Source organism: Mycobacterium simiae, assembly GCF_008370645.1.
Lineage (GTDB): Bacteria > Actinomycetota > Actinomycetes > Mycobacteriales > Mycobacteriaceae > Mycobacterium > Mycobacterium simiae_A.
Window position 1 is genome coordinate 1 of sequence record NZ_VTZN01000073.1, and the last position, 24,000, is coordinate 24,000.

Sequence of the window (24,000 nt, forward strand, 5' to 3'; positions counted from 1 at the left end):
CAGCGGCGATTGGGGTCGTACTCCACACGGCGCGTTTATTGCCGGCGCGGTGTTCGGCAAACTTCCGTTCACGATGAACGGCATCGAGCTGGAGGCGGTGGGTGTCGACGACGCTGCCCGCGCAATGATTTTGGCAGCCGAACGAGGCCGCGACGGCGAGCGCTACCTCATCTCCGAACGCATGATCGCGTTGCAGGACGTCGTGCGGATCGCGGCCGACGAGGCCGGTATGGCGCCGCCGCGTTGGTGCGTCTCGGTGCCGACGCTCTATGTCCTGGGCGCGATCGGCAGCGTGCGGGCCCGGCTCGCTGGCAAAGACGCCGAACTCAGCCTCGAGTCGGTGCGGATGATGCGCGCCGAGGCCCCGGTCGACCACGGCAAGGCGGTACGCGAGTTGAGTTGGCAGCCGCGCCCGGTTGAGGAATCGATCCGCGAGGCCGCCCGGTTCTGGGCAGCCATGCGGGCGCCCAGGCCAGACGCTAGGACCGCGCCGTCCGACTAGGGTCGACGTATGGGCACAGTTGCGGTCGACCTTGCCGGACCACCGCAGACCATGCTCGCGACGCTGTACGCCAAGGCACTCGACGCCGACTTGCCGAATCCGATCCTCGGCGATCGCTACGCCAAGGAGATCGTTGCACACATCGACTACGACTGGACGAAGACCTCAATCACGGCGCGCAACGCGGCGGCGGTGACCGTGCGGACGGCACACTTCGACCACTGGGCTCGCCAATTTCTTGCCGTGCACTCACCCGCCGTGGTCTTGCACCTGGGCTGCGGGCTGGACAGTCGGTATTTCCGGCTGCAACCGGGTCCCGATGTGGAGTGGTATGACGTCGACTACCCACAGGTCGCCGAGTTGTGCAGCACGCTCAACCCCGCTGTCGATCACTACCACGTTATTGCTGCGTCGGTCACCGATCCCGCTTGGCTCACCGAGGTTCGCGGCGACCGGCCCACGCTGATGATCGGTGAGGGCCTGACCATGTATCTGAGCGAGCAGGACGGAATTGCGTTACTGCGAAGGATGATTGATCGCTTTCCGTCCGGGGAGTTGCAGTTCGACGCGTTCAACTGGCTGGGCATCAAGTCGCAGTGGATGAACACCGTGGTGCGCCGGTCCGGGTCCACGTTGCGGTGGGGCATCGACGAGCCCGACGACATCTTGCAAGCGGTACCAGGTACTCGGCTGCTGGCGTGGGTTCGGTGGTTCGAATCCGACGCCTTCGAGCGGCTGCCACGCGCTTACCAAGTGCTCGGCAGGGTCATGGCGCTGGTTCCTGCGATGGCCAACATGTCGCAGTACCACCGCTACGCATTCGGACCGGGAAGCGTTGATGGCCGACCGGTGTTGCACCCATCACCTGTATCTGAGAGGTAGCGACCATGATCCACCCGAAAGTTTTGGAGCCCAGCGCTGGGCACCCGATCACCATCGAGCCGACGAAGGGACGGGTGCAGGTCCGCGTCAACGGCGAGGTCGTCGCCGACACCACCGCGGCGTTGGAATTGCGGGAAGCCACTTTGCCTGCGGTGCAATACATTCCACTGGGCGACGTGGCTCAGGAGAAGCTGACCCGCACCGACACCAGTAGCTACTGTCCGTTCAAGGGCCAAGCCAGCTACTACAGCGTCACCACCACGGCAGCCGGCACCGTCGATGATGCGATCTGGACGTATGAGCAGCCGTATCCGGCGGTCGCGGCGATCGCCGGGCACGTCGCGTTCTACCCCGACAAGGCCGAGATCACCGTGAGCTCTGGTAACTAGGGCAACACTTCGGCTGCCAGGCGGGTGTCGCTATATCCACGAATCGACACGATCATCCCGTCCCGGGTCTCGAAAATGCACACGAATGGGGTGTCGTATCGGGTGCCGTCGGCGGTGATGCCATCGGCGTGGGCTTCGACCACCACCGTTTCCCCTTCGTTCACGCATCGGAGTAAATCGATGTTGATTGCGAAGAGGCTCTTGCGTCGGTCGATTGCCCGCCGCAGCGCCTCCTTGTCCATGGTCGCGCGGCTGACGATGCTCCAGTACGTGAAGTCATCGCTGAGCAAATCGAAGCCCTCGTCGACGTCTCCGCCTTCGCATAAGCTCTGCAGAAACATCCATGCCAGCTCAGCCTGCGGATCGTCGAACGGCGTCATCACACCGCCATCCTGTCGCGGAGCACAGTTTGCGGTCAATTGATCCGGCCGTCCAAGCGGTGGTGTCTTTTCCCGGCGCCGCCGGTTTCGGGCATACGTTGGCGCCGTTGCGCCGCGGCCGCGGCGATCCCTGCTTTCGTGTACCCGGTGACGGCACGATCTGGCGGACCAGCCTGCTGCCCACTGGGCCCGTCACGGCGCGATTCAGTCGCGGGGCACCCGACACCGCCCGCTGCCAGGCCTGGGGTAGTGGCGCCGAGGAGTTTCTCGCGATGTTGCCCGCGATGTTGGGTGCTGACGACGACGTCTCCGATTTCGTTCCGCGCGACCCCACGGTGGCGGCCGCGCACCGGAGGCTCCCGCAGCTGCGGCTGGGCCGCACCGGACAGGTGCTGGAAGCCTTGATCCCGGCAGTGATCGAGCAGCGGGTGCCCGGCGCGGACGCCTTCCGTTCGTGGCGCGTCTTGGTGTCCAAGTACGGCACGCCGGCCCCGGGACCGGCGCCCGAAGGCATGCGGGTGCCGCCGTCGGCTCACGCATGGCGTCATATCCCATCCTGGGAGTTCCACCGCGCCAACGTCGACCCGGGACGGGCTCGGACCGTGGTGGGTTGCGCACAGCGGGCGGCGTCGCTGGAACGATTGGCCATGCGGTCGTCGGCTCAGGCTCGGGAGGCGCTCACCTCACTGCCGGGGGTCGGGATCTGGACCGCGGCCGAGACGAGGCAACGGGCGTTCGGCGATCCCGACGCGGTATCGCTGGGGGACTACCACATTCCCAAGATGATCGGTTGGACGCTGCTGGGCCATCCGGTCGACGACGCCGGCATGCTCGAGCTGCTGGAGCCGATGCGACCGCATCGACACCGGGTGGTACGCCTGCTCGAAGCCAGCGGCCTGGCCTACGAACCGCGCCACGGGTCACGGCTGCCGGTGCAGAACATCCGGTCGCTCTAGCCGAGGAAGACCTCGGGTTGGCCGCAGCGCCATCGGGTATCCATCACAGGAACTGACCGTATGCGAGCTACAGGGGGCAACCGATGATTCGGTTCACTGTCCCTTGACACCCGGGATTGACAGCGGAGCAGGGAACGCGACTCGCCGATCTGCTGCAGCAGCATCTGAGCACCTGCAACGATCTGCACTTGAGGCTCAAGCACGGCACGTGCACTGGAATGTGGTGGGCCCTAACTTCATTGGTGTGCACGAGATGATCGATCCGCAAATCGCGGCGGTGCGCGGCTATGCCGACCAGGTGGCCGAGCGCATCGCTGCCCTGGGCGCATCGCCACAGGGCACCCCAGGTGCGATTATCAAGGACCGCACCTGGGACGACTAGTCCGTCGGCCGTGACTGCGTCCCAGCTCATTTGGCGGCGCTGGATCTGGTCTATACCGGGGTGATCCAAGATATCCGCAAAGACATCGAAGAAACCGAGGAACTCGATCGGGTGACCCAGGAGATCCTCATCGACCACGCCGCGGATTTGGAAAAGTTTCAGTACTGTACCTCCAACGGCGAGGCAGCCTGGACGGCACGACGATCGGCGGACCGCCGGAACGAGTGGATGGTAACGGCGCCCAGCTGCTCAATGCGGCCGTTGGGCTAATTGATCAGCGCTGATCGGATCGGCCGGAGCCTGGGTGCGCGCGCTCGGCCGCGGCAGCTTCACGGTTCAGCCGCTGCGCTTCATAGATCGTGACGTTGGTCCGCGACATTAATAATGCCGCGATCCCGACGGCGAGGATGGCTCCGGGCACCACCGAAAACGAGCCGGTCATCTCCGCGACCATGATCATGATCGCCAGCGGTGCACGTGCCACGCTGCCAAAGCAGGTCATCATTCCCACCACGACGAAGATGCCCGGCGCGTCGGGCACCCCCGGCAATCCGGATAGTTCACCCAGGCGCCAGATCGCGGCGCCGACGAATGCGCCGATGACGATGCCGGGCCCAAACAGTCCGCCCGACCCGCCGCTGCCTATCGACAGCGACGTCGCGATGATCTTCGCGATCGGCAGCACGACGACGATCCACAGCGGGATGGCCATCAGCGATCCGCGGTCAGCGGCCAGCTGAGCCCAGCCGTAGCCACTGCTGAGGACCTGTGGGATCAGCAGTCCCAACAACCCGACCAGCAACCCGCCCACGGCCGGCTTGAGGATCGGCCCACCCGGAAGCCGGCGGGTCAGTCTTACCGACGCATGGAAGATGCGGGCATACAGGTAGCCGACGGCTGCAGCGATCAGCCCGAGCACCACAAACCACAAGAGGGGCCATGCCTTTTCGAAGCGGTACTCGGCGTCGATGTAGCCGAATAGCGGGTCGAATCCTAGAAAGGCGCCGAGCACAGCGTACGCCGTCCCTGAGGTGATGAATCCGGGCAGCAGGCTGCGGTAGTCGAAGTCGTCGCGGTAGGTGATGGAAGCGGCCAGCACCGCTCCGCCCAACGGAGCAGCGAAGATCGCGCCGATACCGGCGCCGATCCCCAACGCCACCGCAACCCGGCCATCTTCGTCGCACAGCCCCAATCGGCGGGTCAGCAGCGAGCTGAAGCCAGCTGAGATCTGCGCCGTCGGGCCTTCGCGGCCTCCCGATCCACCCGATCCGATGGTCAGCGCGCTGGCCACCATCTTCACCAGCACCGCTCGGCTACGGATGGCGCGGGGATCGGTGTGCACGGCTTCGATGGCTTCGTCGGTGCCGTGACCGGTGGCCTCCGGTGCGAACCTGGCCACGATGAAGGCCGACAGCAGCGCCCCGCCCGTCGTGACCAGCGGAATGGCCCACGGACGGGCGAAACCACTGGATCCGCGGGTACCGCCCTCCCCTAGCGGGGTGGGTATGTGGTAATCCGCCAGGTAGCCGAGCAAGAACTCGCCGGTGTATTTCAGCAGGAGGTAGAAAACTACTGCTCCTAGACCGGAAATGACGCCGATGGTGATGCCTAGCGCGAACCACTTGCGCAGGTAGCCCGCGTTGCGGATGGATGCGCCGAATCGGCCACCGGCTGCCGCAGGCGGCGCCTCTCCCGGCTCGGGAGAATTCGGCGTCCGCTCTTTCACGTCGTGAGCCTCGCAAGCACCACGACATCCTATGCCAGCGAGGTATACCGGACTTCGGTCCGGTTATACCGGCCGCGCACCGCGGATCAGGTGCGCGCTAGATGACCGGAATAGCGTGGCTGGCCACGCGGTGCGGAGCACCACTTTGGAAGGTTGGCAGAATTCCGCCCAGCGCGTTAACGCGATACCGCGGCAGTGGCACACATTGGCAGTGGCACACTTTAGTAATGCCGCTCACCGCCAGTCGTGGTCCGGGGCGTCCTCCCGCCGCGAAAGCAGACGAGACGCGCAAGCGCATCATCGACGCCGCCCGTCAGGTATTCAGCGAACGCGGCTACGACGGCGCGACTTTCCAGGGCATCGCCGTCCGTGCCGACCTTTCCCGGCCCGCAATCAATCACTACTTCTCCAGTAAGCGGTTGCTATACCGAGAGGTGTTGGACCAAACCAATGAGCTGGTCGTTACCACTGGTATTGAGCGGGCGCGGTCTGAGGGAAGCCTCTTTCGGCAGCTGGCGGCGTTTATCGCCGTCGCGATGGAGGCCGACGCTGCTAATCCGTGCACGGCAGCGTTTCTGGCCACTGCCGTGCTGGAGTCGCAGCGGCATCCGGAATTGCTGCACGACGAGAACGACCCGGTTGGCCTTACCCGCAAGTTCTTGTTCTCCGCCGTCAGTGCTGCCGTCGAGCGGGGGGAACTCGCCGCCGATACCGAAGCCGCTCCGCTAACAGAGGCGTTGATAATGATGTTGTGCGGAGTCGGCTTTTACGCCGGCTTTGTGGGCAGCATCCGCGAGATGGAGGCCATCGTCGCGTCGCTGCGACAGCTGATGGCCGGCACGCTATGGAAGTCCGGAGCCTAATTGGCGGGTGTGACCTGGCCCACAAAATAATATAGATTCACTAACTTATTCGGTAGCATGGTCAGGATATGACCGATCTGGACGACCGCCGGTGCGCGCCTCTGGTGTCGCGGAAACGGCCGGCGCCGATGCGCCGATTCGCGATCTGTGACGGCGACGAGCAGGTCTGGCTCGACCATTCAACCGATCGGCCGAAGATTCGCCTAGAGAGCAGGAGCATGCGATGAGCACGCTGCGTACCCATGACGACACCTGGGACATCAAAACAAGCGTCGGCGCCACAGCGGTGATGGTGGCCGCCGCACGAGCAGTCGAAACCGAACAGCCGGACCCGCTAATCCGTGACCCGTACGCCAAGCTGCTTGTGGTCAACGCCCAAGCCAGCGTGCTGTGGGAAGCGATGCTCGACGAGGAAATGGTGGCCAAGGTGGCGGCTTTGGACACTGAAATCGCAGCTGTGGTGGAGCATATGCGCAGCTACCAGGCCGTGCGGACAAGCTTTTTTGACACCTACTTCGCCGCTGCGGTCGCCGACGGAATCCGCCAGGTCGTGATTCTGGCGTCGGGACTAGATTCCCGCGCCTACCGGCTGGAGTGGCCCGCCGGAACGCGGGTGTTCGAAATCGACCAGCCGCAGGTTCTTGCCTACAAGTCCACGACGCTGGCGGAACACGGAGTGGCGCCGTCGGCCGATCGCCGCGCAGTACCGATTGACTTGCGCCAGGATTGGCCGGCCGCGCTGCGCGCAGCTGGTTTCGACCCGACCGCAAGGACTGCGTGGCTGGCCGAGGGACTTCTGATGTACCTTCCCGCCGACGCCCAGGATCGGCTGTTTACCCAGGTGGGTGAACTCAGCCCAGCAGGCAGCCGGATCGCCGCCGAAACCGCCGCCAACCGTGCCGACGAACGGCTTGACCAAATCCGCGAGCGATTCAAGAAGGTGGCCGAGGCGCTTGGCCTTGAGCAAGCCTTCGACGTACACGAGTTGATCTACCACGACCCCAACCGAACGGTCGTCGCCGATTGGCTCAATGACCACGGCTGGCGGGCCACGGCCCGCAACGCCGGCGACGAGATGCGGCGAGTGGGCCGCTGGGTAGCGGGTGTGCCGATGGCTGACGACAAGCAAGCGCTGTCCGAGTTGGTGACCGCCGAGCGGATGTGATGTAGCCACCGTTCGGGTTGGTACGGCCCGACGTGTTGTTGCATCTGGTTGTGCCGCCTAGGCCGCGGCGGTACCGCGATTTCGCGCTCGAGCCGGATCTTTCCTATTCCTGGTTTAGCTGGATGACTAGGATCGCGGTTAACACCGATGTGCGACCACGCGATGTGGCGTACGCACTTCCGGGAACACCCGGAAAGGAAGGACAACGATGACCACCGAATCGGTTGCACCGAAGGTTCAGGAGACCGCTCAAACCGAATCCCCCGAAGCCGCCTCCAATTCCGACGCACTAAAGGCAGCTGATGTTGCTGCGACGGTGGCCCGGCTGCGCAAGACGTTCGCGACCGGACGAACCCGCAGTGTCGAGTGGCGCAGGCAGCAATTGTTGCAGTTGGAAAGATTGATGGAGGAAAACTCGGACGCGATCACCAAGGCGCTCGCCGAGGATCTGGACCGCAATCCCATTGAGGCGTATATCGCCGACATCGCAGTCACCGTGCGGGAAGCCAAATATGCGGCCAAGCACGTGCGCAGGTGGATGCGTCGCAAGTATCTACTGCTCGAGGCCCCGCAGCTGCCTGGCCGTGGCTGGGTGGAGTATGAGCCCTACGGGACCGTGCTGATCATTGGAGCGTGGAATTACCCGTTCTACCTGACGCTAGGCCCAGCGGTCGGGGCGATTGCAGCTGGAAACACGATGGTGCTCAAGCCTTCGGAGATTGCTGCCGCGTCGTCACGGTTGATTGCTGAGCTGGTGCCGCGCTATCTGGACAACGATGCGATCGCGGTGGTCGAAGGCGATGGCGCAGTGAGCCAGGAGCTGATCGCGCAGGGAATGGACCGGGTGATGTTCACCGGCGGCACCGAGATCGGCCGCAAAGTCTATGAAGGTGCAGCACCACACCTGACCCCGGTCACGCTCGAACTCGGCGGCAAGAGCCCGGTGATCGTGGCTGCCGACGCCGATGTGGATGTCGCGGCCAAGCGGATCGCTTGGATCAAATTGCTCAACGCCGGGCAAACCTGTGTAGCACCCGACTATGTGCTGGCTGACGCAACGATTCGGGATGAACTGGTGAGCAAGATCGGCGCCGCCATCACCAAGTTCCGTGCCCAGGAGGACCAGGCCGGATTCCGCATCGTCAACCAGCGCCAGTTCGACCGGTTGAGCGGCTACCTCACCGACGCGAAAGCTGACGGAAAAAGCACGATTGCCGCGGGGGGCAGGTGCGACGCGTCGAGTTTGCGGATCGAGCCGACCGTCGTCGTCGACCCTGATCCGGCTGGGCCGCTGATGACCAACGAGATTTTTGGGCCGATCCTGCCGGTGCTCACCGTCAAGTCGCTGGATGAGGCGATAAAATTCGTCAACTCGCGGCCTAAGCCGCTGTCGGCATACTTGTTCACCAAGTCGCGTGACATACGCGAACGGGTGATCAAAGAGGTGCCGGCGGGCGGCATGCTGGTCAATCACCTCGCGTTCCAAGTGTCGACGGTCAAGCTGCCGTTCGGCGGGGTAGGTGCCTCGGGCATGGGCGCGTACCACGGCAAGTGGGGCTTCCAGGAGTTCAGCCACCGCAAGTCGGTGCTCACCAAACCGACGCGACCTGACCTGTCGAGCATCCTGTACCCGCCTTACACCGAGCGGGCCTTCAAGTTAGCTCGCAAGCTGTTTTAGCCTGCTGCCACCGAAAAAAGACCGAAGCGGCATATGCCCATCCGGCCTGGCCAGCTGCCAGGGCCGACCCTGATCGTGTTAGCAGAGAGGAACCTGATGCCCGGAGTGCAGGATCGCGTCATCGTCGTTACCGGAGCCGGTGGTGGATTGGGCCGCGAATACGCCCGCACCCTTGCCCAGGAGGGGGCCAGCGTAGTCGTCAATGACCTCGGGGGCGCCCGCGACGGCACGGGTGCGGGATCGGCCATGGCCGATCAGGTAGTCGCCGAAATCCGCGACGGGGGCGGTCGCGCGGTGGCCAACTACGATAGCGTCTCCGAGCCCGAGGGAGCGGCTAACATCATCAAGACCGCGCTCGACGAATTCGGGGCCGTGCACGGCGTGGTCAGCAACGCCGGGATCCTGCGCGACGGAACCTTCCACAAAATGGCATTCGAGAACTGGGACGCTGTGTTGAAGGTGCATTTGTACGGCGGGTACAACGTAATCCGCGCGGCCTGGCCGCACTTTCGGGAGCAGAGTTATGGCCGAGTCGTCGTCGCCACCTCCACCAGCGGATTGTTCGGCAACTTCGGCCAGACCAACTACGGTGCAGCCAAACTTGGTCTGGTCGGGTTGATCAACACACTGGCTTTGGAAGGTGCCAAGTACAACGTCCACTCCAACGCGGTCGCCCCGATCGCAGCCACCAGGATGACCCAGGACATCATGCCGCCGGAGGTGCTGGAGAAGCTCACGCCCGAGTTCGTCGCACCAGTGGTGGCTTACTTATGCACCGAAGAGTGCGCCGACAATGCGTCGGTGTTCATTGTCGGTGGTGGCAGGGTGCAGCGAGCTGCCTTGTTCCAGAACGACGGCGTCAACTTCGACACGCCGCCGTCGGTGCAGGATGTCGCAGCACATTGGGACCAGATCACCGACTTATCGCACGCGAAAAAAGCTGGATTCAAGCTGTAGCATTAATGAAAGCCTGTGTTGTACAAGAGCTTTCCGGTCCGTCCGGCATAGTCTATACCGATATTGACGACATCGCGGATGACGGCAAGAAGGTCGTCATTGACGTGCGCGCTGCGGGAGTTTGTTTTCCGGACCTACTGCTGTGCAAGGGCGAGTACCAGCTGAAGTTGTCGCCACCGTTCGTGCTCGGCTTGGAAACCGCCGGCGTCGTGCGTACAGCGCCGGCCAATTCAGGCTTTTCTGTCGGCGAACGTGTTTCGGCGTTCGGGGTGTTGGGCTGCTATGCCGAGCAAGTGGCGGTTCCGGTTTCCAACGTGATCCGCAGTCCCGCCGAGCTCGATGACGCCGAAGCGGTGTCACTGTTGGTCAACTACAACACCATGTATTTCGCGCTTGCCCGGCGCGCTGCGATGCGGCCGGGTAACTCGGTGTTGGTGCTCGGCGCGGCCGGTGGAGTTGGCACCGCCGCGATCCAGATAGCGAAGGCCTTGGGTGCCAGCCAAGTGATAGCGGTGGTGCACCGTGCGGGGTCAGTCGACTACGTCTCCGCACTGGGCGCCGACGTGGTATTGCCGTTGACCGACGGCTGGGTTCGGCAGGTGCACAAACACACCCACGGCCAGGGGGTGGATATCGTCGTCGATCCGATCGGCGGTCCGACGTTCGACGACGCGGTTCGGGTGCTGGCCATCGATGGAAAGTTGCTGGTCATCGGCTTTGCCGCGGGCAGCATCCCGACGCTCACGGTCAACCGCCTGCTATTGCGCAACGTAGGGGTGCTCGGCGTCGCGTGGGGTGAGTACCTCAACATGGTCCCAGGTTCGGCAGGCTTGTTTTCCTGGGGCCTGAACTACCTGGTTTCGCTGGGGCTGAGACCGCCTCCGCCGCAACGCTATCCGCTATCCGAAGCCCAGGTGGCGCTGCAGAGCCTGGCTGATGGCGGCGTGCTCGGCAAAGTCGTTCTCGAGCCGTGATCAGCTGGAGGGCTGGCCAGTAATATCGCCGACAATCGACCCAATGGCATTCGTGACGACCAGGACTTCGAAACCGCCGATGAGGGTCAACAACGCTACATTGGCCGCAATCGGATAGCCGATCGCGTTGACCAGCCCGATGGGGTCACCGGTGGCCACCTGCTTGACCCCGTCCAAGAACAGGTTGACGGTGTAAGACGGAAGAGTAGTCACCATGGTGTTGATGACATCGGCCGTCGGCAACGCAACGGCGTAAGCGTCGGCGGCCACATTGGAAATAGTGTTGGCGATCCTGGTGTTGGCTGCCTGCACAGCGTCTATGAAGTCGATGATGGGGGAGCCGGTGCTGGTCGGCAGGCTGGGTAGCGCCCATGGTGTTGACGAGCCGCCAGTTTGCGAGAAGTCCGGCAGCGACAGGGTGGGCAATGATGTGGGCACCATGGCGCTGATGTCGTTCGCGAAAGCACTCCCGCCTTGCTGGGCCAAGCCGACCATATCGGTCGTGAAGGTTATCGGGTCGATCGAAGGAAACAGCCCGAACGGGGTGGGCACATCGGCATAGTCGGTGGAATAGCCGAAACGGGGGTCTCCGTAGCCCAGGTTGACCAGGTAGGTCAAATTCGGTTCGACGAGATTGGCCAGAGGATTGCCAATCACCGGGATCGCTCGCACCGGGTCCAGTAGTGGCAACCCGGGATAGGTGATCATGTAGTAACGCTCGAGGCCATTGTTGGTCGGAGAGACCGGCAATTCCACCAAGTTGTAGCCGGGGGGAAGATTGGTCGGATCCAGACCTGGGTAGTTGCCATGCACGGTCTGGATGCCCACAAATGCGTTGAGGACCGACAGGAAGTTGATCGGATATCGGGGGAAATCTGCATAACCGTCGTATTGCAGCGTGTATTGGCTGAGCGGATAGCCCGTGTTCGAGGGTGTGGCCCCGTAGAACTCCAAACCGAGAGCCGGCATGGATAGACCCGGGAAGCGGGCCAGCAGCCCTCCGTTGGGAGCCATCGGGCTGCCCAGCAAGGTGAAGCTGAGGTTATCGGTGTGCGGGCTCCCGGCGGCCGCGAGGTTCCGCATCTCGATCGAGGAAAGGACGGCGCTCTGCGAATAGCCGAGCACCGCAACGTTTTGTCCCTGTGCCGTGATGAGTCCCTGCGGCCCGAAGAGCGCGTTGTGCAGCATCTGGACACCCAAGTTCACCGATTGGTTGAGGGGTAGGTCTTTGACCTGGGTGAGCGGGTACAGGCCTTCGGGTGTATTCAGCGGCAACGACGCACCGGTCACCATGAAATTGGCGTTGATGAAGGGTCGAACGCTGGCCATATATTCGGGCGTCGGTATCGGCGTGCCGCTACCGGTCATGATTAACGCCACGTCGTACGTCGTCGCCACCAATGGTGCGGCGACCGCACTGACGCTGGCTGGGCTCGCGGCTCCACCGAGCAGTGATTGGATGGGTGAGGTGAGCGCACCGAATGCCCGTGACATTGCTGCTGCGCCGGCTGCCTCAGCCTCCGTGTACGCGACCCCGGCTGCGGCCAGTGCCTGAACAAATTGACCATGAAAGGCCGCCGCCTGCCGGGTCACCGCCTGGTATTCCCGCGCGTATGCGCCAAACAGGTTCGCTATCGCCGCCGATACCTCGTCGCTAGCAGCCGCCACCAGACCGGTCGTCGGACCGGCGGCGGCGGCATTAGCCTCGGCGATCGCCGAACGAATTTCCGCGATGTTCGCGGCAGCCGCGGACACCACCTGCGGCTGTGTCATCATGTAAGCCATCGACCAATTCCCCTCAGCGACAGGGTTTTTGTTGTGATACTGCCCATGCTGTTACACCGATGAGCTGACAGAGCGGCTCAACGTGGAGGCTTTCAGCGTAGATCGGTCTGGTCCACCGCATCCCGCGTTCGCCAGTCTATTTAGTCTATTTAGAAGCTGAGGCTCTGTAACTGTTGCACAATTTCTGCCACTGTTCGCACGATCGCAATGAATTCGATCATGCCACCTAGCGCGGCCAAGCCGAAGGTGGCCGCGAGCGGCAATTCGATCGCGGCACGGAGATTTCCCTGTAAGAGTTGGTTCAGGAATAGCGAGAGGTCGAAGACGGGAAGGATGGTGGCAAAGGCCAAACCAAGATCTGCTGTGGGAAGCAGAAGTGAGTAGGCATCCGAGACAACGGCCGCGAGAACGTCGGTGATGTTGGATGGCGTAGCAGGAATTGGGCTTGGTGCGGGTGGCAAGATTTGCTCAATGTACGGTGGGAATCCGATTATCGGGAGCTCGGGAGGGTTGAGCGCAGCCGGCAGGGCGGCCGCGAAGTCGTTGATGCCTTGGTGAGTTCCGGCCACGAGGGCATCGACGACGACGCTCAGCGGGATATCTGGGAAGAGTCCGAATGGCGTGGGGATATTGGCAGGGCTCGTCGAATAGCCGAAATTCGGGTCGCCGTACCCCAGGTTGACGATCACTTCTAAATTCGGTTGGACGAGGGCGGCCAGCGGCGGTCCGATGACGGGGATTGCTCGCACCGGGGCCAGTAGGGGCAAGTCCGGGGTCTCAATGATGAAGTACTGGTTTGACGTCACGCCTTGCGTCGGCAACAGCGTCGCGTTCGCTATCTGTTCCGGGGTGAGATTCGGATACTGGGTGTGCACGGTGAGTATCCCGAAGACTGCGTTAATGTCGGACAGGATGTTGAGCGGATACCGCGGGAAGTCGGCGAAACCGTCATATTCGAGGGTGTATGTCGTCGTTGGGTAGGGGTTGTCTGGAGTCGCCCCGTAGAACGGGAGGCCGAGGGTCGAAATGTTCAGGCCGGGTATGCGTGAGAGGATGCCGCCGTTGGGATTCATCTCGTTGCCGATGAAAATGAAACTGAGTTGGCTAGGGTCCGGCTTATTCGGGCCCAGGGACAGCAGTTGCTGGATTTCCAGGGACGAAATGACGGCGCTTTGGGAGTAGCCGAACACAGTGACATGGTTGCCGGCGTTGATTTCTTGCCAAATCGCGGTGTCGAGAATCTGCAGACCAGTCTCCACCGAATTTTGGAAGGGCAGAGATTTGACGCCGGTGATGGGGTATAGCTCCTCAATCGTGTTCAACGGACTCACGATAACGCCGGGGGGCAGGAATAGATTGGTGATGTTGGTGATGTATTGCAACGAGGGTATCGGCGACCCGGTGCCGCTCATCACCAAAGCTGTGTTTTGGTTGAACACCGGCGGCACAACCGGGGGAGAGGTCGGCGTAATGAGCCCGGTTGTCGCGCCCCTCACCAGCCTGGCGGCGCTGATGGCATCGTCGCCAAAATAGGCGTTCGCCGCCGCCGTCAACTTCAGCGTGAATTCGTTGTATAACGCTCCAAGTTGCGCGTTGATCGCCTGGAATTCCTGCCCGAACGCGCCGAACAGCTGCGCGATTGCGGTGGACACCTCATCTGCAGCCGCGGTAGCGATTGCCGCCGTTGGAGCCGCGGCGGCAGCAGTGGCTTCGCTGAGCGCCGAGCCGATCCCCGCTAACTCGGTTGCCGCCGCCGCCAGTGCCGGTGGTTGCGCAATAAGGTATGACAACGACCCATCCCTCCTGGCGAGTGGGTTGTATACGCCCGTCAAGCCCGTATCTGTTGAGGGTAAATCGATTCCGCTGTGGTGTCTGGCGTTTGGTCCAACCCACGCTTTCGCGGGTAGGGCAACGGTTCAAACGGGTCAGCTGAGTAGCGCGTTGCGCAATCGGAGAACGTCGGCGCCGGCAATACCCGTATTGTGCAGATAGGCTTCCACTGAGCCCCAGGTCTCCTCGATGGTTTGCCACGCGGCGGCCAGGTACTCTGGCCGGACGCCGAGCACCCCGTCGGACAGCCGGGCCTTGGTGAAGGTAACCACTTCGGGCGTCAGTTCGATGTCGAAGCGATGCTGGGTCATTTCCGAGATGCGGCTGCGCAGCTGCGGCACGGCTTCGTTGCTGCGTAGGTAATCGCCGAGAATGACGTCGCGGTCCAGACCTACCGCTTCTAGTACCGTCGCGACCACAAAACCGGTGCGGTCCTTGCCCGCGAAGCAATGCGTGAGCACCTGACGGTCGGCTGCCAGCAGCGTGAACACACGATGCACCGCGCGCTGCGCTCCTTTACGGGTTGGGAATTGGCGGTATTCGTCGATCATGTACCTGACGGTGGACGCATCAATTTCCTCGGCGGATTGGTCGGGTGGGCCGTCGGTGAAGAGGCGCTGGAACGCGGTTTCATGCGGTGCTGCTTCGCCGGTCTCGGCATCGTCAGTGGCAAGGTCGGGGAACGGTAGCAAATGGACGTCGACCTCGTCGGGCACCAGCCCCGGGCCGCGCCGGACGACCTCTTTAGCCGAGCGCAGATCGGCGACGTCGCTGATGCGCAGCCGCCGCAACGTTTCGCGACCGTTGTCGTCGAGCTGGCTCAGCTCACTGGACCGAAACAGTCGGCCTGGCCGCAGTCCCGGTGTGCCTTCTGCTACGTCACGAAAGTTCCACGCGCCGCTAAGTCCCTGGTCAGCCATGTCGGGTGACTGCCGCAGCGAACGGAGATTTCTCTCGTCCCAGTTCGGCGCGGGCAATGGATCGCATGTGTACCTCGTCGGGCCCGTCGAAGATCCGCATCGCACGATGCCAGCTGTAGAGCCGGGCCAGGGGGGTGTCGTCGCTGACGCCGGCGGCTCCGTGCACCTGAATCGCCCGGTCGATGACGTCGCAGGCCACCTGGGGTGCCACAGCTTTGATCATCGCGACTAGGTGGCGGGCTTCTTTGTTGCCGTGCTGGTCGATGGTCCAGGCCGCCTTCTCGCACAGCAGCCTGGCTTGGTCGATTTCGTTGCGCGACTGAGCAATTGCGTGCTGCACTACGCCCTGCTCGGCCAACGGGCGGCCGAACGCCACCCGATTGCGGACCCGGTCCACCATGAGCGCCAGCGCTCGTTCGGCTCCGCCGAGTGCACGCATGCAGTGGTGAATGCGCCCCGGTCCCAGCCGGGCCTGGGCGATCGCGAAGCCGCTGCCCTCGTCGCCGAGCAGGTTGGTGGCTGGGACCCGGACGTTGTCGTAGACCACCTCGCAGTGGCCGTGCTGGTCCTGCCAGCCGAACACGGGGGTCGAGCGCACGATGGTCACCCCAGGGGTGTCCGTTGGGACCAGGATCATCGACTGTTGTTGGTGGGCCGCCGCGCTGGGGTTGGTGCGTCCCATCACGATCAGAATCGCGCAGCGCGGGTCGGATGCGCCCGACGTCCACCATTTGTGCCCGTTGATGACGTAGTCGGCGCCGTCGCGGGTGATCAGTGTCTCGATGTTGCGGGCGTCGCTGCTGGCCACCGCGGGCTCGGTCATAGAGAAGGCGCTGCGAATCTCGCCGGCCAGTAACGGTTGCAACCACTGTGCGCGCTGCTCGTCGGTGCCAAACATGTGCAGGATTTCCATGTTGCCGGTATCCGGCGCCGCGCAATTGAGCGCCTCGGGCGCGATCTCCAGGCTCCAGCCGGTCAGCTCAGCCAGCGGCGCGTACTCCAGATTGGTCAGACCCGATTCGGCTGGCAGAAACAGGTTCCACAGGCCGCGTTCTCTGGCCTTAATTTTGAGCTGCTGGAGGATCGGCGGCACGGTGTGGTCACCCGGGCCGGCTTCACGGCGGTATCTCTCGTAGTCGGACTCGGCCGGGAAGACGTACTCCGTCATGAAGTCGGACAACCGCTTGTGGTAGTCGATCGCCTGAGCCGACATCGCGAAGTCCATTCCGCCACGATAGGACACGTGCGACAAGCCGCCGCGACTGCTCGCGGTGATTGGGGCGCCGCGTCACACAACAGCGCATTGTGGCGCCACAACAGCCTGATCGCTACCGAATTTACGTCGACCGGCGAATCATCGACCGGTGATGCCGATGGTTGCGGGGATTTCGCTGAGGCGATCAGAAATCGGCCCTTGACCCGGCACGCGTTATGGTAGCCAAGCGCGCGACCGAGTTAGCGGCAGGCCCAGTGGGCTGGAACGCGCAGGAAAGTGCCAGGGAAGTACAGGGAAGTACAGGGAAGTACAGGGAAGTACAGGAAAGTACGAGGAAAGCGGATGTACGCGCCATGACAGCAGCGCAGACCCACACCATCAGGGTAGGGGTGGTGGCCGAGTCGAGACCCGACGAGCGGCGCGTTGCGCTGGTACCCAAAGCGGTCGCAGCGCTGGTGAACAGTGGGGTTGCCGTCGTAGTCGAGCCCGGCGCAGGTCAGCGGGCCCTACTACCCGATGAGCTCTACACCGAAGCCGGCGCCACGCTCGGAGATGCCTGGGCCGCCGATATCGTCGTCAAGGTCGCACCGCCGACCGCAGACGAAGTAGGTCGGCTGCGCAACGGGCAGACGCTGATCGGATTCCTGGCACCGCGCAACGCCGACAACTCCATCGGCGCCCTAAAGCAAGCCGGTGTGCAGGCGTTTGCGCTCGAGGCCATTCCGCGCATCTCCCGTGCTCAGGTCATGGATGCGCTGTCGTCGCAGGCCAACGTGTCGGGTTACAAGGCAGTACTGCTTGCTGCCTCGGAGTCGACTCGGTTCTTCCCGATGCTGACCACGGCGGCGGGAACAGTGAAGCCGGCGACCGTGCTGGTGCTCGGTGTCGGTGTGGCCGGGCTGCAGGCGCTGGCGACGGCCAAGCGGCTGGGTGCCCGCACCACCGGTTACGACGTGCGGCCCGAAGTCGCCGACCAGGTGCGGTCGGTGGGCGCGCAATGGCTAGATGTCGGGATCACCGCCGCTGGGGAGGGCGGGTACGCCCGCGAGCTGACCGACGAGGAACGCGCCCAGCAGCAGAAGGCTCTAGAAGACGCGATCAGCGGCTTCGACGTGGTGATCTCCACGGCGCTGGTTCCGGGCAAGCCCGCGCCACGGTTGGTGACTGCTGCTGCGGTGGAAGCGATGAAGCCCGGCAGCGTGGTGGTGGACCTGGCCGGTGAGACAGGCGGCAACTGCGAACTGACCGAGCCGGGTCAGACGGTGGTCAAGCATGGCGTCACCATCGCCTCGCCGCTGAACCTGCCGGCAACAATGCCGGAACACGCCAGCGAGCTTTATAGCAAGAACACCACGGCGCTGCTGGACCTGCTGATCAAGGACGGCAAGCTGGTGCCGGATTTTGCCGATGAAGTCATCGCGGAATCGTGTGTGACCCGCGACCAGGACGGAAAGGCCTGCTAGAGATGTATGACCAACTGCTGGAGAATCTGGCGATCCTGGTGCTGTCCGGATTCGTCGGGTTCGCGGTGATCTCCAAAGTGCCCAATACCTTGCACACCCCGCTGATGTCGGGAACCAACGCCATCCACGGGATCGTGGTACTCGGCGCGCTGGTGGTGTTCGGGCGGGTCGAGCAGCCATCGATCGCGGTGCAGATCATCCTGTTTGTTGCGGTGGTGTTCGGCACCTTGAACGTGATCGGTGGTTTTATTGTCACCGACCGGATGTTGGGCATGTTCAAGGGGAAGAAGGCGGTACCCGCCAAGACTGAGGAGCCGGCAGCCAGATGAATTACTTGGTGATCGGTCTCTATATCTTCGCGTTCTCGCTGTTCATCTACGGTTTGATGGGCTTGACCGGCCCCAAGACGGCGGTCCGCGGCAACTTGATCGCCGCGGTGGGTATGACTATCGCCGTCGCGGCCACTCTGGTCATGATCCGGCACACCAGCCAGTGGCCATTGATCATCGCGGGCCTGGTGGTGGGCGTCGTGCTCGGCGTACCGCCGGCGCGGCTGACCAAGATGACCGCCATGCCCCAGCTGGTGGCGTTTTTCAATGGCGTCGGCGGTGGGACGGTAGCCCTGATCGCGCTCTCAGAATTTATCCAGACCAGCGGCTTTTCCGCGTTCCGCCACGCCGAGTCGCCCACCGTGCACATCGTGGTGGCCTCATTGTTCGCCGCCATCATCGGGTCGATCTCGTTCTGGGGATCGATCATCGCGTTCGGCAAGTTGCAGGAGATCATTTCTGGCCGCCCGATCGGGTTGGGCAAAGCGCAGCAGCCGGTTAACCTGCTGCTGCTGGCCGCGGCCACCGGCGCAGCGGTGGTCATCGGTCTCAACGCACACCCGGGCACTGGCGGTGCGCCACTGTGGTGGATGGTTGGCTTGCTGGCCGCCGCCGGTGTGCTGGGCCTGATGGTGGTGCTGCCGATCGGCGGCGCCGACATGCCGGTAGTCATCTCCCTGCTGAATGCCATGACCGGCCTGTCGGCCGCGGCGGCCGGATTGGCGCTGAACAACACCGCAATGATCGTGGCGGGCATGATCGTCGGCGCCTCCGGCTCGATCCTGACCAACCTGATGGCTAAGGCGATGAACCGCTCGATCCCGGCGATTGTCGCGGGCGGTTTTGGTGGCGGCGGGGTGGCTCCCAGCGGTGACGGCGGCGGCGACAGGGTGGTCAAGTCCACGTCGGCCGCCGACGCCGCGATTCAGATGGCATATGCCAACCAGGTGATCGTGGTGCCGGGCTACGGGTTGGCCGTGGCGCAGGCCCAACATGCGGTCAAGGACATGGCGTCGTTACTCGAGGACCGCGGCGTGCCGGTGAAGTACGCCATTCACCCGGTGGCCGGCCGGATGCCCGGACACATGAACGTGCTGCTGGCCGAGGCCGAAGTCGACTATGACGCGATGAAAGACATGGACGACATCAATGATGAGTTCGCTCGCACCGACGTAGCGATCGTCATCGGCGCCAACGACGTCACCAACCCGGCGGCCCGCAACGACACGTCCAGCCCGATCTATGGGATGCCCATCCTCAATGTGGACAAGGCGAGGTCGGTGATTGTGCTCAAGCGGTCGATGAATTCTGGATTCGCGGGCATCGACAACCCGCTGTTCTACGGGGAGGGCACCACGATGCTGTTCGGCGATGCGAAGAAGTCGGTGACACACGTCACCGAAGAACTCAAGGCTTTATAACGCGAGGCGCCTAGACGGGCGGGTAGGCCGGCGGCGGATAGCCGTTGCCGTCCACCACCCCACGCAAGCCCCAGGTGAGGTAATTGAAAAAGAACTCGATCTCGTCGCTGGCGTCGTAATCAGGACTAGGATCCATTGCTCCACCTCTCGACCTTGCGATCGACTCGCGACCTGGTTCGCCCGCGAGTCTAGTCGGATCCGCGTCGGTGCGACAGGCGGGCGCGGCCCTGCCTAAACTGTCCAACCAGTTGATTGGTAAAACCTTGACTCGGGGCTTGTCCGAGCCCCGCGGGCAGCGACGATAGCGAGCACCAATGCCACAAACGCCATCCGAAAGTGGCCTTTCCCGCCGAGAGGAATTGCTGGGTGTGGCCACCAAACTGTTTGCTGCCCGCGGCTATCACGGCACCCGGATGGACGACGTGGCCGACGTGATCGGGCTGAACAAGGCGACGGTCTACCACTATTACGCCAGCAAATCGCTGATCCTCTTCGACATCTACCGCCAGGCCGCCGAGGGCACGCTGGCTGCCGTACACGACGACCCGTCCTGGACCGCCCGCGAAGCGCTTTATCAGTACACCGTGCGGTTGCTGACCGGGATCGCCAGCAACCCCGAGCGCGCCGCCGTCTACTTCCAAGAGCAGCCCTACATCACCGAATGGTTCACCAGCGAACAGGTTGCCGAGGTCCGGGAGAAGGAAGCTCAGGTCTACGAGCACGTGCACGGCCTCATCGACCGCGGCATTGCCAGTGGCGAGTTTTACGAGTGTGACTCGCACGTGGTGGCGCTGGGCTACATCGGCATGACGCTGGGCAGCTACCGCTGGCTGCGGCCGAGCGGACGTCGCTCGGCCAAAGAGATTGCGGCCGAGTTCAGCACCGCGCTGCTCCGCGGGCTGATTCGCGACGAATCGATACGCACCACATCACCGCTGGGCCCCTAGAAACGGCTACGGAAATACCGGCGGCGGGATCAAGTGCAGGACGTTGCCGAGCGCACCACTCAATAGGGATAGCGCGGTCACCTGCGGCTGCCCCAAGTAGATGTGCAGGCCAGGGTTGATGGACGGAACCCACGGGTAGGCGTCCGGGAATAACTCGGGGCCCCAGAATCCGGCTTCCACTCCGATTTCGATCACCGCGCCGTAGGGTGCCTGCAGACTTCCCTTGAGCAGGTAGTAGCTGACGGCCAAGGGGTTGGGTAACGCGAACAACCCGGCCGGCGTGGGGATGTTCGCGTAGTTGGCGCCGGGTCCGTAGTCGGCGTACCCCAAGTCGACGAGCACCCGCAGCTGCGGCTGGATCAGGTCGGCCAGCGGGGGACCGGCGTAGGGGATGTCGCGAATGGGCTGCACCAGCGGCAGGTCCTGAGTCAGCAGCATGTAGTACTCGGTATTGCCGGAATAGCCTGGCGAGGTGGGCAACGGTACCGCGTTGGCGAGTTGCGCTGCCGTGAAAGTTGGATAATCGCCGTGCACGGAGAAGTAACCCATGATGGCGTTGATGTCCGACAGGATATTGAGCGGGTACTGGGGCGCGTGGGCAATGCCGTCGTACTGAGCGGTGTAGATGATCGTGTGATACGGCGTGTCCGCCGGAGTCGCGCCGTTGAACGGCACGTCCAAGAACGGGAGGTAGAAGCCGGGGAACCGTGCGAGCAGACCGCCGACGGGATTGTGGGGAGAGCCGATCATCATGAACGACAGGTCGTTTGGATGGGGGGCACCGGCCGCCATGAGGGCGAGGATCTCATTGTGGACGATCGTGGCGCTCTGCGAGTATCCGAACACCACGACCTTATTGCCCAGGTTCAATTCGTTATTGATCGCGGTATTCAACAGCGAAACGCCGTTAGCGACGGATTGACCGAACGTCAGGTTACCGAGGTGGGAGGTAACCGGCCAGAACTGCTCGGGCGTGAACAGGCCTTGTTTGACAGCGCCCGGGAAGAGCGGCTGGATGTACTTGTTGTTGATGTTGGTCACGTATTTGGCGAGCGGCAGCGGGTTACCGGTACCGCCCATGATCAAGGCGGTGGTTATCGGGTCTGCTAGCAGTGCCGACCGAACGGCGGTCAACGCGCCACTGCTGGTGCTGACCGGCACGGTTGCCGGCGTACCCAACAGCGACTGAATCGGTGCGTTGACCGCGTTCAGCACCTCCGAGACCACGGCCCGGTTGGCGGCCTCGGCTTGAGCGTAGGCGCTGCTCGCGGCGGCTAATGCCTGGGCGAACTGGCCGTGCAACGCGCCAGCCTGCCTGACTAAGGCTTGATACTCCTGAGCGTACGCAGTGAAAAGAGCGGCGGTGGCAGCCGAAACCTCGTCGCCGGCTGCCGCGAGCAGATTGGATGTGGGGCCTGCGGCCGCCGCATTCGCCGCCTGTATGGCCGCGGCGATCCCGTCGACATCGGTGGCCGCCGACGCCAATATCTCAGGGGCAGTGAGCACGTAGGACATTTCCCGTCCTTTCTGGCGCCGGGCCCCTTCCCGGTCGAACCGCGAACTAACCGCAACCGCGGGTATTGGGTAATAACAGAGGGTAGAGCCGTCTGGCCAGGAAGTCTGGCGTTTGCCGGTTTCGGACTAGCCGGACCGCAGCTGCCTGTCGAGAAAGCGAATCTGGTCGGTGACGACACGCTCGAACGCGTCGTCGACATAGATGGCGAAATGCCCCTCGGGATAACAGGGTGGGGCAAGCCGGCATCAACGCCAGCTCACCAGGCTTGCCTGCGGTGGGAATCAGCACGGGGGGCTTTCCCGTCAGGGCGCCGGCGAGGTCGCGCACCGCCAGAGCCGCGATACGTGCGACGGTCACCGGGTTGATCGCCCGGATCGAGGCGATGCCATCGGTGAATGGGCATTGGGCCACGACGGCGGCGATACCCGGCAGCCGAGCCGCCGTGGCGATCACGCGCCCGCCTCCAAAAGATGTTCCCCACAGGCCGATTCGGTCATGGTCGATGTTTTCGAGGGTACGCGCATAAGCCACGGCGGCCGCGCAGTCGGCAAGCTGCATGCCGATGTCGAGCAGTTGGCGAGGTCGGCCTTCGCTGTCGCCGAAGTTGCGGTAGTCGAACACCAGGCAGGCGTCATAGGCGTCCAGTCGCATAGTACGCACTGCGCCCAGTCGGTGCGCCATCACCAACAAGGGTGCGGCACCGCTTTCGGTGGGACGGTAGAGCCACGCGCTGACTCGGTCGCTGCCGGAGGTGAACCAGACGTCGACACGTTCGGCCATGGCGCCTCCCTGATGCTGTTGCGCGCCTTCTTGGCGTTATGAATTATTGACTGCCGGCGAGCCGCAAGCGCGATTCGTCTTGATGAGCATCACCACCCATACCGGCGGCGAGCGTGAGTGTGATACACCGGCGCCATGACAACACCGGTGGTGCAGAGCTTGGCGGCCCTAGTGGGGTCCAACCACGTCAGCACCGACCCCGATGTGCTGGCCGGCCGCAGCGTCGACCACACCGGTCGGTATCGGGGTCGGGCCAGTGCGTTGGTGCGGCCAGGTTCGGCCGAGCAGGTTGCCGAGGTGCTGCGGGTGTGTCGCGACGCTGGGGCTTATGTCACCGTGCAAGGCGGTCGGACTTCGCTGGTGGCCGGCACGGTTCCGGAGCACGACGACGTGCTGCTGTCCACCGAACGACTCTGCGCCATAGGCGATGTCGAGTCCGCCGAGCGCCGTATCGCGGTCGGTGCCGGGGCGACATTGACGGCTGTCCAGCGCGCCGCGGCCGCAGCTGGGCTGGTGTTCGGCGTCGACTTGGCGGCTCGCGATTCCGCGACCATCGGCGGTATGGCCGCGACGAACGCGGGCGGCCTGCGGACAGTCCACTACGGCAACATGAGCGCACAGGTCCTTGGTTTGGATGTGGCGCTGCCCGACGGTTCGGTACTGCGCCGGCACAGCCGGGTGCGCCGCGACAACACCGGCTACGATCTGCCCGCGCTATTCGTCGGCGCCGAAGGCACTTTGGGTGTCATCACCGCGCTGGACTTGAGGCTGTACCCGGCGCCGTCGCATCAGACGACGGCCGTCTGTGGGTTCGCCGAACTCGAAGCGCTCGTCGAGGCCGGGCGAATTTTCCGCGACGTGGACGGGATCGCTGCGCTGGAATTGATCGACGGCCGGGTTGCCGCGCTGACTCGCGAACATCTCGGCGTGGGCGCGCCG

At 63.5% G+C, this 24,000-nt stretch carries 21 protein-coding genes and 3 pseudogenes; 15 read left to right on the forward strand and 9 right to left on the reverse strand.

Annotated features, from left to right (window positions below; translation table 11 throughout):
- The 3 genes and pseudogenes from F0Q45_RS13170 to F0Q45_RS13180 all read left to right on the forward strand — a co-directional run.
- Window positions 1-502, forward strand: a pseudogene (locus F0Q45_RS13170) (NAD-dependent epimerase/dehydratase family protein); the annotation flags it as partial.
- A gap of 9 nt (window positions 503-511) precedes the next feature.
- Window positions 512-1,384, forward strand: a complete 873-nt coding sequence (locus F0Q45_RS13175) for a class I SAM-dependent methyltransferase (RefSeq protein ID WP_262490994.1) — start codon at window positions 512-514, stop codon at window positions 1,382-1,384.
- A gap of 5 nt (window positions 1,385-1,389) precedes the next feature.
- Window positions 1,390-1,773 (forward strand): DUF427 domain-containing protein, encoded by a 384-nt coding sequence (locus F0Q45_RS13180; protein ID WP_149654368.1) that lies wholly within the window; start codon window positions 1,390-1,392, stop codon window positions 1,771-1,773.
- Here the strand turns inward: F0Q45_RS13180 and F0Q45_RS13185 are convergent.
- Window positions 1,770-2,153: a nuclear transport factor 2 family protein gene (locus tag F0Q45_RS13185; protein ID WP_149654369.1), complete on the reverse strand. Its 384-nt coding sequence runs from the start codon at window positions 2,151-2,153 to the stop codon at window positions 1,770-1,772. The two genes, F0Q45_RS13180 and F0Q45_RS13185, sit on opposite strands and share 4 nt — an antisense overlap.
- 29 nt (window positions 2,154-2,182) lie before the next feature.
- On the opposite strand from F0Q45_RS13185, the gene F0Q45_RS13190 reads away from it, so the two are divergent.
- Together F0Q45_RS13190 and F0Q45_RS13195 are read left to right on the forward strand one after the other, a co-directional pair.
- Window positions 2,183-3,109: a DNA-3-methyladenine glycosylase family protein gene (locus F0Q45_RS13190; RefSeq protein WP_149654370.1), complete on the forward strand. Its 927-nt coding sequence runs from the start codon at window positions 2,183-2,185 to the stop codon at window positions 3,107-3,109.
- Window positions 3,110-3,225: 116 nt separating this feature from the next.
- Window positions 3,226-3,656, forward strand: a pseudogene (locus F0Q45_RS13195) (Dps family protein); the annotation flags it as partial.
- Between the two features lie 109 nt (window positions 3,657-3,765).
- Here the strand turns inward: F0Q45_RS13195 and F0Q45_RS13200 are convergent.
- A complete protein-coding gene (locus F0Q45_RS13200) occupies window positions 3,766-5,217 on the reverse strand; it encodes a chloride channel protein (RefSeq protein ID WP_149654371.1) in 1,452 nt (483 codons plus the stop codon).
- A 227-nt stretch (window positions 5,218-5,444) separates the two neighbouring features.
- On the opposite strand from F0Q45_RS13200, the gene F0Q45_RS13205 reads away from it, so the two are divergent.
- The 5 genes from F0Q45_RS13205 to F0Q45_RS13225 all read left to right on the forward strand — a co-directional run bounded on the left by F0Q45_RS13205 (window position 5,445) and on the right by F0Q45_RS13225 (window position 10,854).
- Window positions 5,445-6,080, forward strand: coding sequence for a TetR/AcrR family transcriptional regulator (locus tag F0Q45_RS13205; RefSeq protein WP_149654372.1), 636 nt, complete (start codon window positions 5,445-5,447; stop codon window positions 6,078-6,080).
- A gap of 232 nt (window positions 6,081-6,312) precedes the next feature.
- Window positions 6,313-7,245 (forward strand): class I SAM-dependent methyltransferase, encoded by a 933-nt coding sequence (locus F0Q45_RS13210; protein ID WP_149654386.1) that lies wholly within the window; start codon window positions 6,313-6,315, stop codon window positions 7,243-7,245.
- 208 nt (window positions 7,246-7,453) lie between these two features.
- A complete protein-coding gene (locus F0Q45_RS13215; RefSeq protein ID WP_149654373.1) occupies window positions 7,454-8,923 on the forward strand; it encodes an aldehyde dehydrogenase family protein in 1,470 nt (489 codons plus the stop codon).
- Between the two features lie 96 nt (window positions 8,924-9,019).
- Window positions 9,020-9,880 carry an SDR family oxidoreductase gene (locus F0Q45_RS13220; protein ID WP_149654374.1) on the forward strand — a complete coding sequence of 287 codons (861 nt, stop codon included), beginning with the start codon at window positions 9,020-9,022 and terminating at the stop codon, window positions 9,878-9,880.
- A gap of 5 nt (window positions 9,881-9,885) precedes the next feature.
- Window positions 9,886-10,854, forward strand: coding sequence for an NADPH:quinone oxidoreductase family protein (locus tag F0Q45_RS13225; protein WP_149654375.1), 969 nt, complete (start codon window positions 9,886-9,888; stop codon window positions 10,852-10,854).
- On the opposite strand, the gene F0Q45_RS13230 is transcribed toward F0Q45_RS13225, so the two are convergent.
- From F0Q45_RS13230 to F0Q45_RS13245, 4 genes are all read right to left on the reverse strand, one after another.
- On the reverse strand, window positions 10,855-12,639 hold the full coding sequence (locus F0Q45_RS13230; protein WP_149654376.1) for a PE-PPE domain-containing protein: 1,785 nt from the start codon (window positions 12,637-12,639) through the stop codon (window positions 10,855-10,857).
- Between the two features lie 149 nt (window positions 12,640-12,788).
- Complete coding sequence (locus F0Q45_RS13235) at window positions 12,789-14,429, reverse strand: PE family protein (RefSeq protein WP_188112926.1); 1,641 nt, start codon at window positions 14,427-14,429, stop codon at window positions 12,789-12,791.
- A 135-nt stretch (window positions 14,430-14,564) separates the two neighbouring features.
- Window positions 14,565-15,389: a tyrosine-protein phosphatase gene (locus F0Q45_RS13240; protein ID WP_149654378.1), complete on the reverse strand. Its 825-nt coding sequence runs from the start codon at window positions 15,387-15,389 to the stop codon at window positions 14,565-14,567.
- Window positions 15,382-16,602: an acyl-CoA dehydrogenase family protein gene (locus F0Q45_RS13245; RefSeq protein ID WP_149654387.1), complete on the reverse strand. Its 1,221-nt coding sequence runs from the start codon at window positions 16,600-16,602 to the stop codon at window positions 15,382-15,384. Before F0Q45_RS13245 ends, F0Q45_RS13240 begins: the two co-directional genes overlap by 8 nt.
- A gap of 356 nt (window positions 16,603-16,958) precedes the next feature.
- Between F0Q45_RS13245 and F0Q45_RS13250 the strand changes: the two genes are divergently transcribed.
- From F0Q45_RS13250 to F0Q45_RS13260, 3 genes are read left to right on the forward strand one after another with little or no spacing between them, the layout of a single operon-like run.
- On the forward strand, window positions 16,959-18,068 hold the full coding sequence (locus F0Q45_RS13250) for a Re/Si-specific NAD(P)(+) transhydrogenase subunit alpha (RefSeq protein WP_149654379.1): 1,110 nt from the start codon (window positions 16,959-16,961) through the stop codon (window positions 18,066-18,068).
- A 2-nt stretch (window positions 18,069-18,070) separates the two neighbouring features.
- Window positions 18,071-18,397 carry an NAD(P) transhydrogenase subunit alpha gene (locus tag F0Q45_RS13255; protein ID WP_149654380.1) on the forward strand — a complete coding sequence of 109 codons (327 nt, stop codon included), beginning with the start codon at window positions 18,071-18,073 and terminating at the stop codon, window positions 18,395-18,397.
- Complete coding sequence (locus tag F0Q45_RS13260) at window positions 18,394-19,818, forward strand: NAD(P)(+) transhydrogenase (Re/Si-specific) subunit beta (protein ID WP_149654381.1); 1,425 nt, start codon at window positions 18,394-18,396, stop codon at window positions 19,816-19,818. Before F0Q45_RS13255 ends, F0Q45_RS13260 begins: the two co-directional genes overlap by 4 nt.
- 10 nt (window positions 19,819-19,828) lie before the next feature.
- Here the strand turns inward: F0Q45_RS13260 and F0Q45_RS13265 are convergent, their stop codons facing one another.
- Window positions 19,829-19,954: a hypothetical protein gene (locus F0Q45_RS13265; RefSeq protein ID WP_149654382.1), complete on the reverse strand. Its 126-nt coding sequence runs from the start codon at window positions 19,952-19,954 to the stop codon at window positions 19,829-19,831.
- A 178-nt stretch (window positions 19,955-20,132) separates the two neighbouring features.
- On the opposite strand from F0Q45_RS13265, the gene F0Q45_RS13270 reads away from it, so the two are divergent.
- Entirely contained in the window at window positions 20,133-20,765 is a 633-nt protein-coding gene (locus tag F0Q45_RS13270) for a TetR/AcrR family transcriptional regulator (RefSeq protein ID WP_149654383.1), read from the forward strand.
- 6 nt (window positions 20,766-20,771) lie between these two features.
- Here F0Q45_RS13270 and F0Q45_RS13275 read toward each other — a convergent pair whose 3' ends face one another.
- Together F0Q45_RS13275 and F0Q45_RS13280 are read right to left on the reverse strand one after the other, a co-directional pair.
- On the reverse strand, window positions 20,772-22,280 hold the full coding sequence (locus tag F0Q45_RS13275; protein ID WP_149654384.1) for a PE family protein: 1,509 nt from the start codon (window positions 22,278-22,280) through the stop codon (window positions 20,772-20,774).
- A 126-nt stretch (window positions 22,281-22,406) separates the two neighbouring features.
- Window positions 22,407-23,061, reverse strand: a pseudogene (locus F0Q45_RS13280) (alpha/beta hydrolase).
- Between the two features lie 135 nt (window positions 23,062-23,196).
- Between F0Q45_RS13280 and F0Q45_RS13285 the strand changes: the two are divergent.
- On the forward strand, window positions 23,197-24,000 hold an 804-nt coding region (locus F0Q45_RS13285), incomplete at its 3' end, for an FAD-binding oxidoreductase (RefSeq protein WP_373424976.1).

What these genes read in the sequence shown, in the direction of transcription:
- F0Q45_RS13175 (WP_262490994.1), top strand. Translation starts at nt 512, where the DNA reads ATGGGCACAGTTGCGGTCGACCTTGCCGGACCACCGCAGACCATGCTC.
- F0Q45_RS13180 (WP_149654368.1), top strand. Translation starts at nt 1,390, where the DNA reads ATGATCCACCCGAAAGTTTTGGAGCCCAGCGCTGGGCACCCGATCACC.
- F0Q45_RS13185 (WP_149654369.1), bottom strand. Translation starts at nt 2,153, where the DNA reads ATGACGCCGTTCGACGATCCGCAGGCTGAGCTGGCATGGATGTTTCTG.
- F0Q45_RS13205 (WP_149654372.1), top strand. Translation starts at nt 5,445, where the DNA reads ATGCCGCTCACCGCCAGTCGTGGTCCGGGGCGTCCTCCCGCCGCGAAA.
- F0Q45_RS13215 (WP_149654373.1), top strand. Translation starts at nt 7,454, where the DNA reads ATGACCACCGAATCGGTTGCACCGAAGGTTCAGGAGACCGCTCAAACC.
- F0Q45_RS13220 (WP_149654374.1), top strand. Translation starts at nt 9,020, where the DNA reads ATGCCCGGAGTGCAGGATCGCGTCATCGTCGTTACCGGAGCCGGTGGT.
- F0Q45_RS13225 (WP_149654375.1), top strand. Translation starts at nt 9,886, where the DNA reads ATGAAAGCCTGTGTTGTACAAGAGCTTTCCGGTCCGTCCGGCATAGTC.
- F0Q45_RS13230 (WP_149654376.1), bottom strand. Translation starts at nt 12,639, where the DNA reads ATGGCTTACATGATGACACAGCCGCAGGTGGTGTCCGCGGCTGCCGCG.
- F0Q45_RS13240 (WP_149654378.1), bottom strand. Translation starts at nt 15,389, where the DNA reads ATGGCTGACCAGGGACTTAGCGGCGCGTGGAACTTTCGTGACGTAGCA.
- F0Q45_RS13245 (WP_149654387.1), bottom strand. Translation starts at nt 16,602, where the DNA reads ATGTCGGCTCAGGCGATCGACTACCACAAGCGGTTGTCCGACTTCATG.
- F0Q45_RS13250 (WP_149654379.1), top strand. Translation starts at nt 16,959, where the DNA reads ATGACAGCAGCGCAGACCCACACCATCAGGGTAGGGGTGGTGGCCGAG.
- F0Q45_RS13255 (WP_149654380.1), top strand. Translation starts at nt 18,071, where the DNA reads ATGTATGACCAACTGCTGGAGAATCTGGCGATCCTGGTGCTGTCCGGA.
- F0Q45_RS13260 (WP_149654381.1), top strand. Translation starts at nt 18,394, where the DNA reads ATGAATTACTTGGTGATCGGTCTCTATATCTTCGCGTTCTCGCTGTTC.
- F0Q45_RS13265 (WP_149654382.1), bottom strand. Translation starts at nt 19,954, where the DNA reads ATGGATCCTAGTCCTGATTACGACGCCAGCGACGAGATCGAGTTCTTT.
- F0Q45_RS13270 (WP_149654383.1), top strand. Translation starts at nt 20,133, where the DNA reads ATGCCACAAACGCCATCCGAAAGTGGCCTTTCCCGCCGAGAGGAATTG.
- F0Q45_RS13275 (WP_149654384.1), bottom strand. Translation starts at nt 22,280, where the DNA reads ATGTCCTACGTGCTCACTGCCCCTGAGATATTGGCGTCGGCGGCCACC.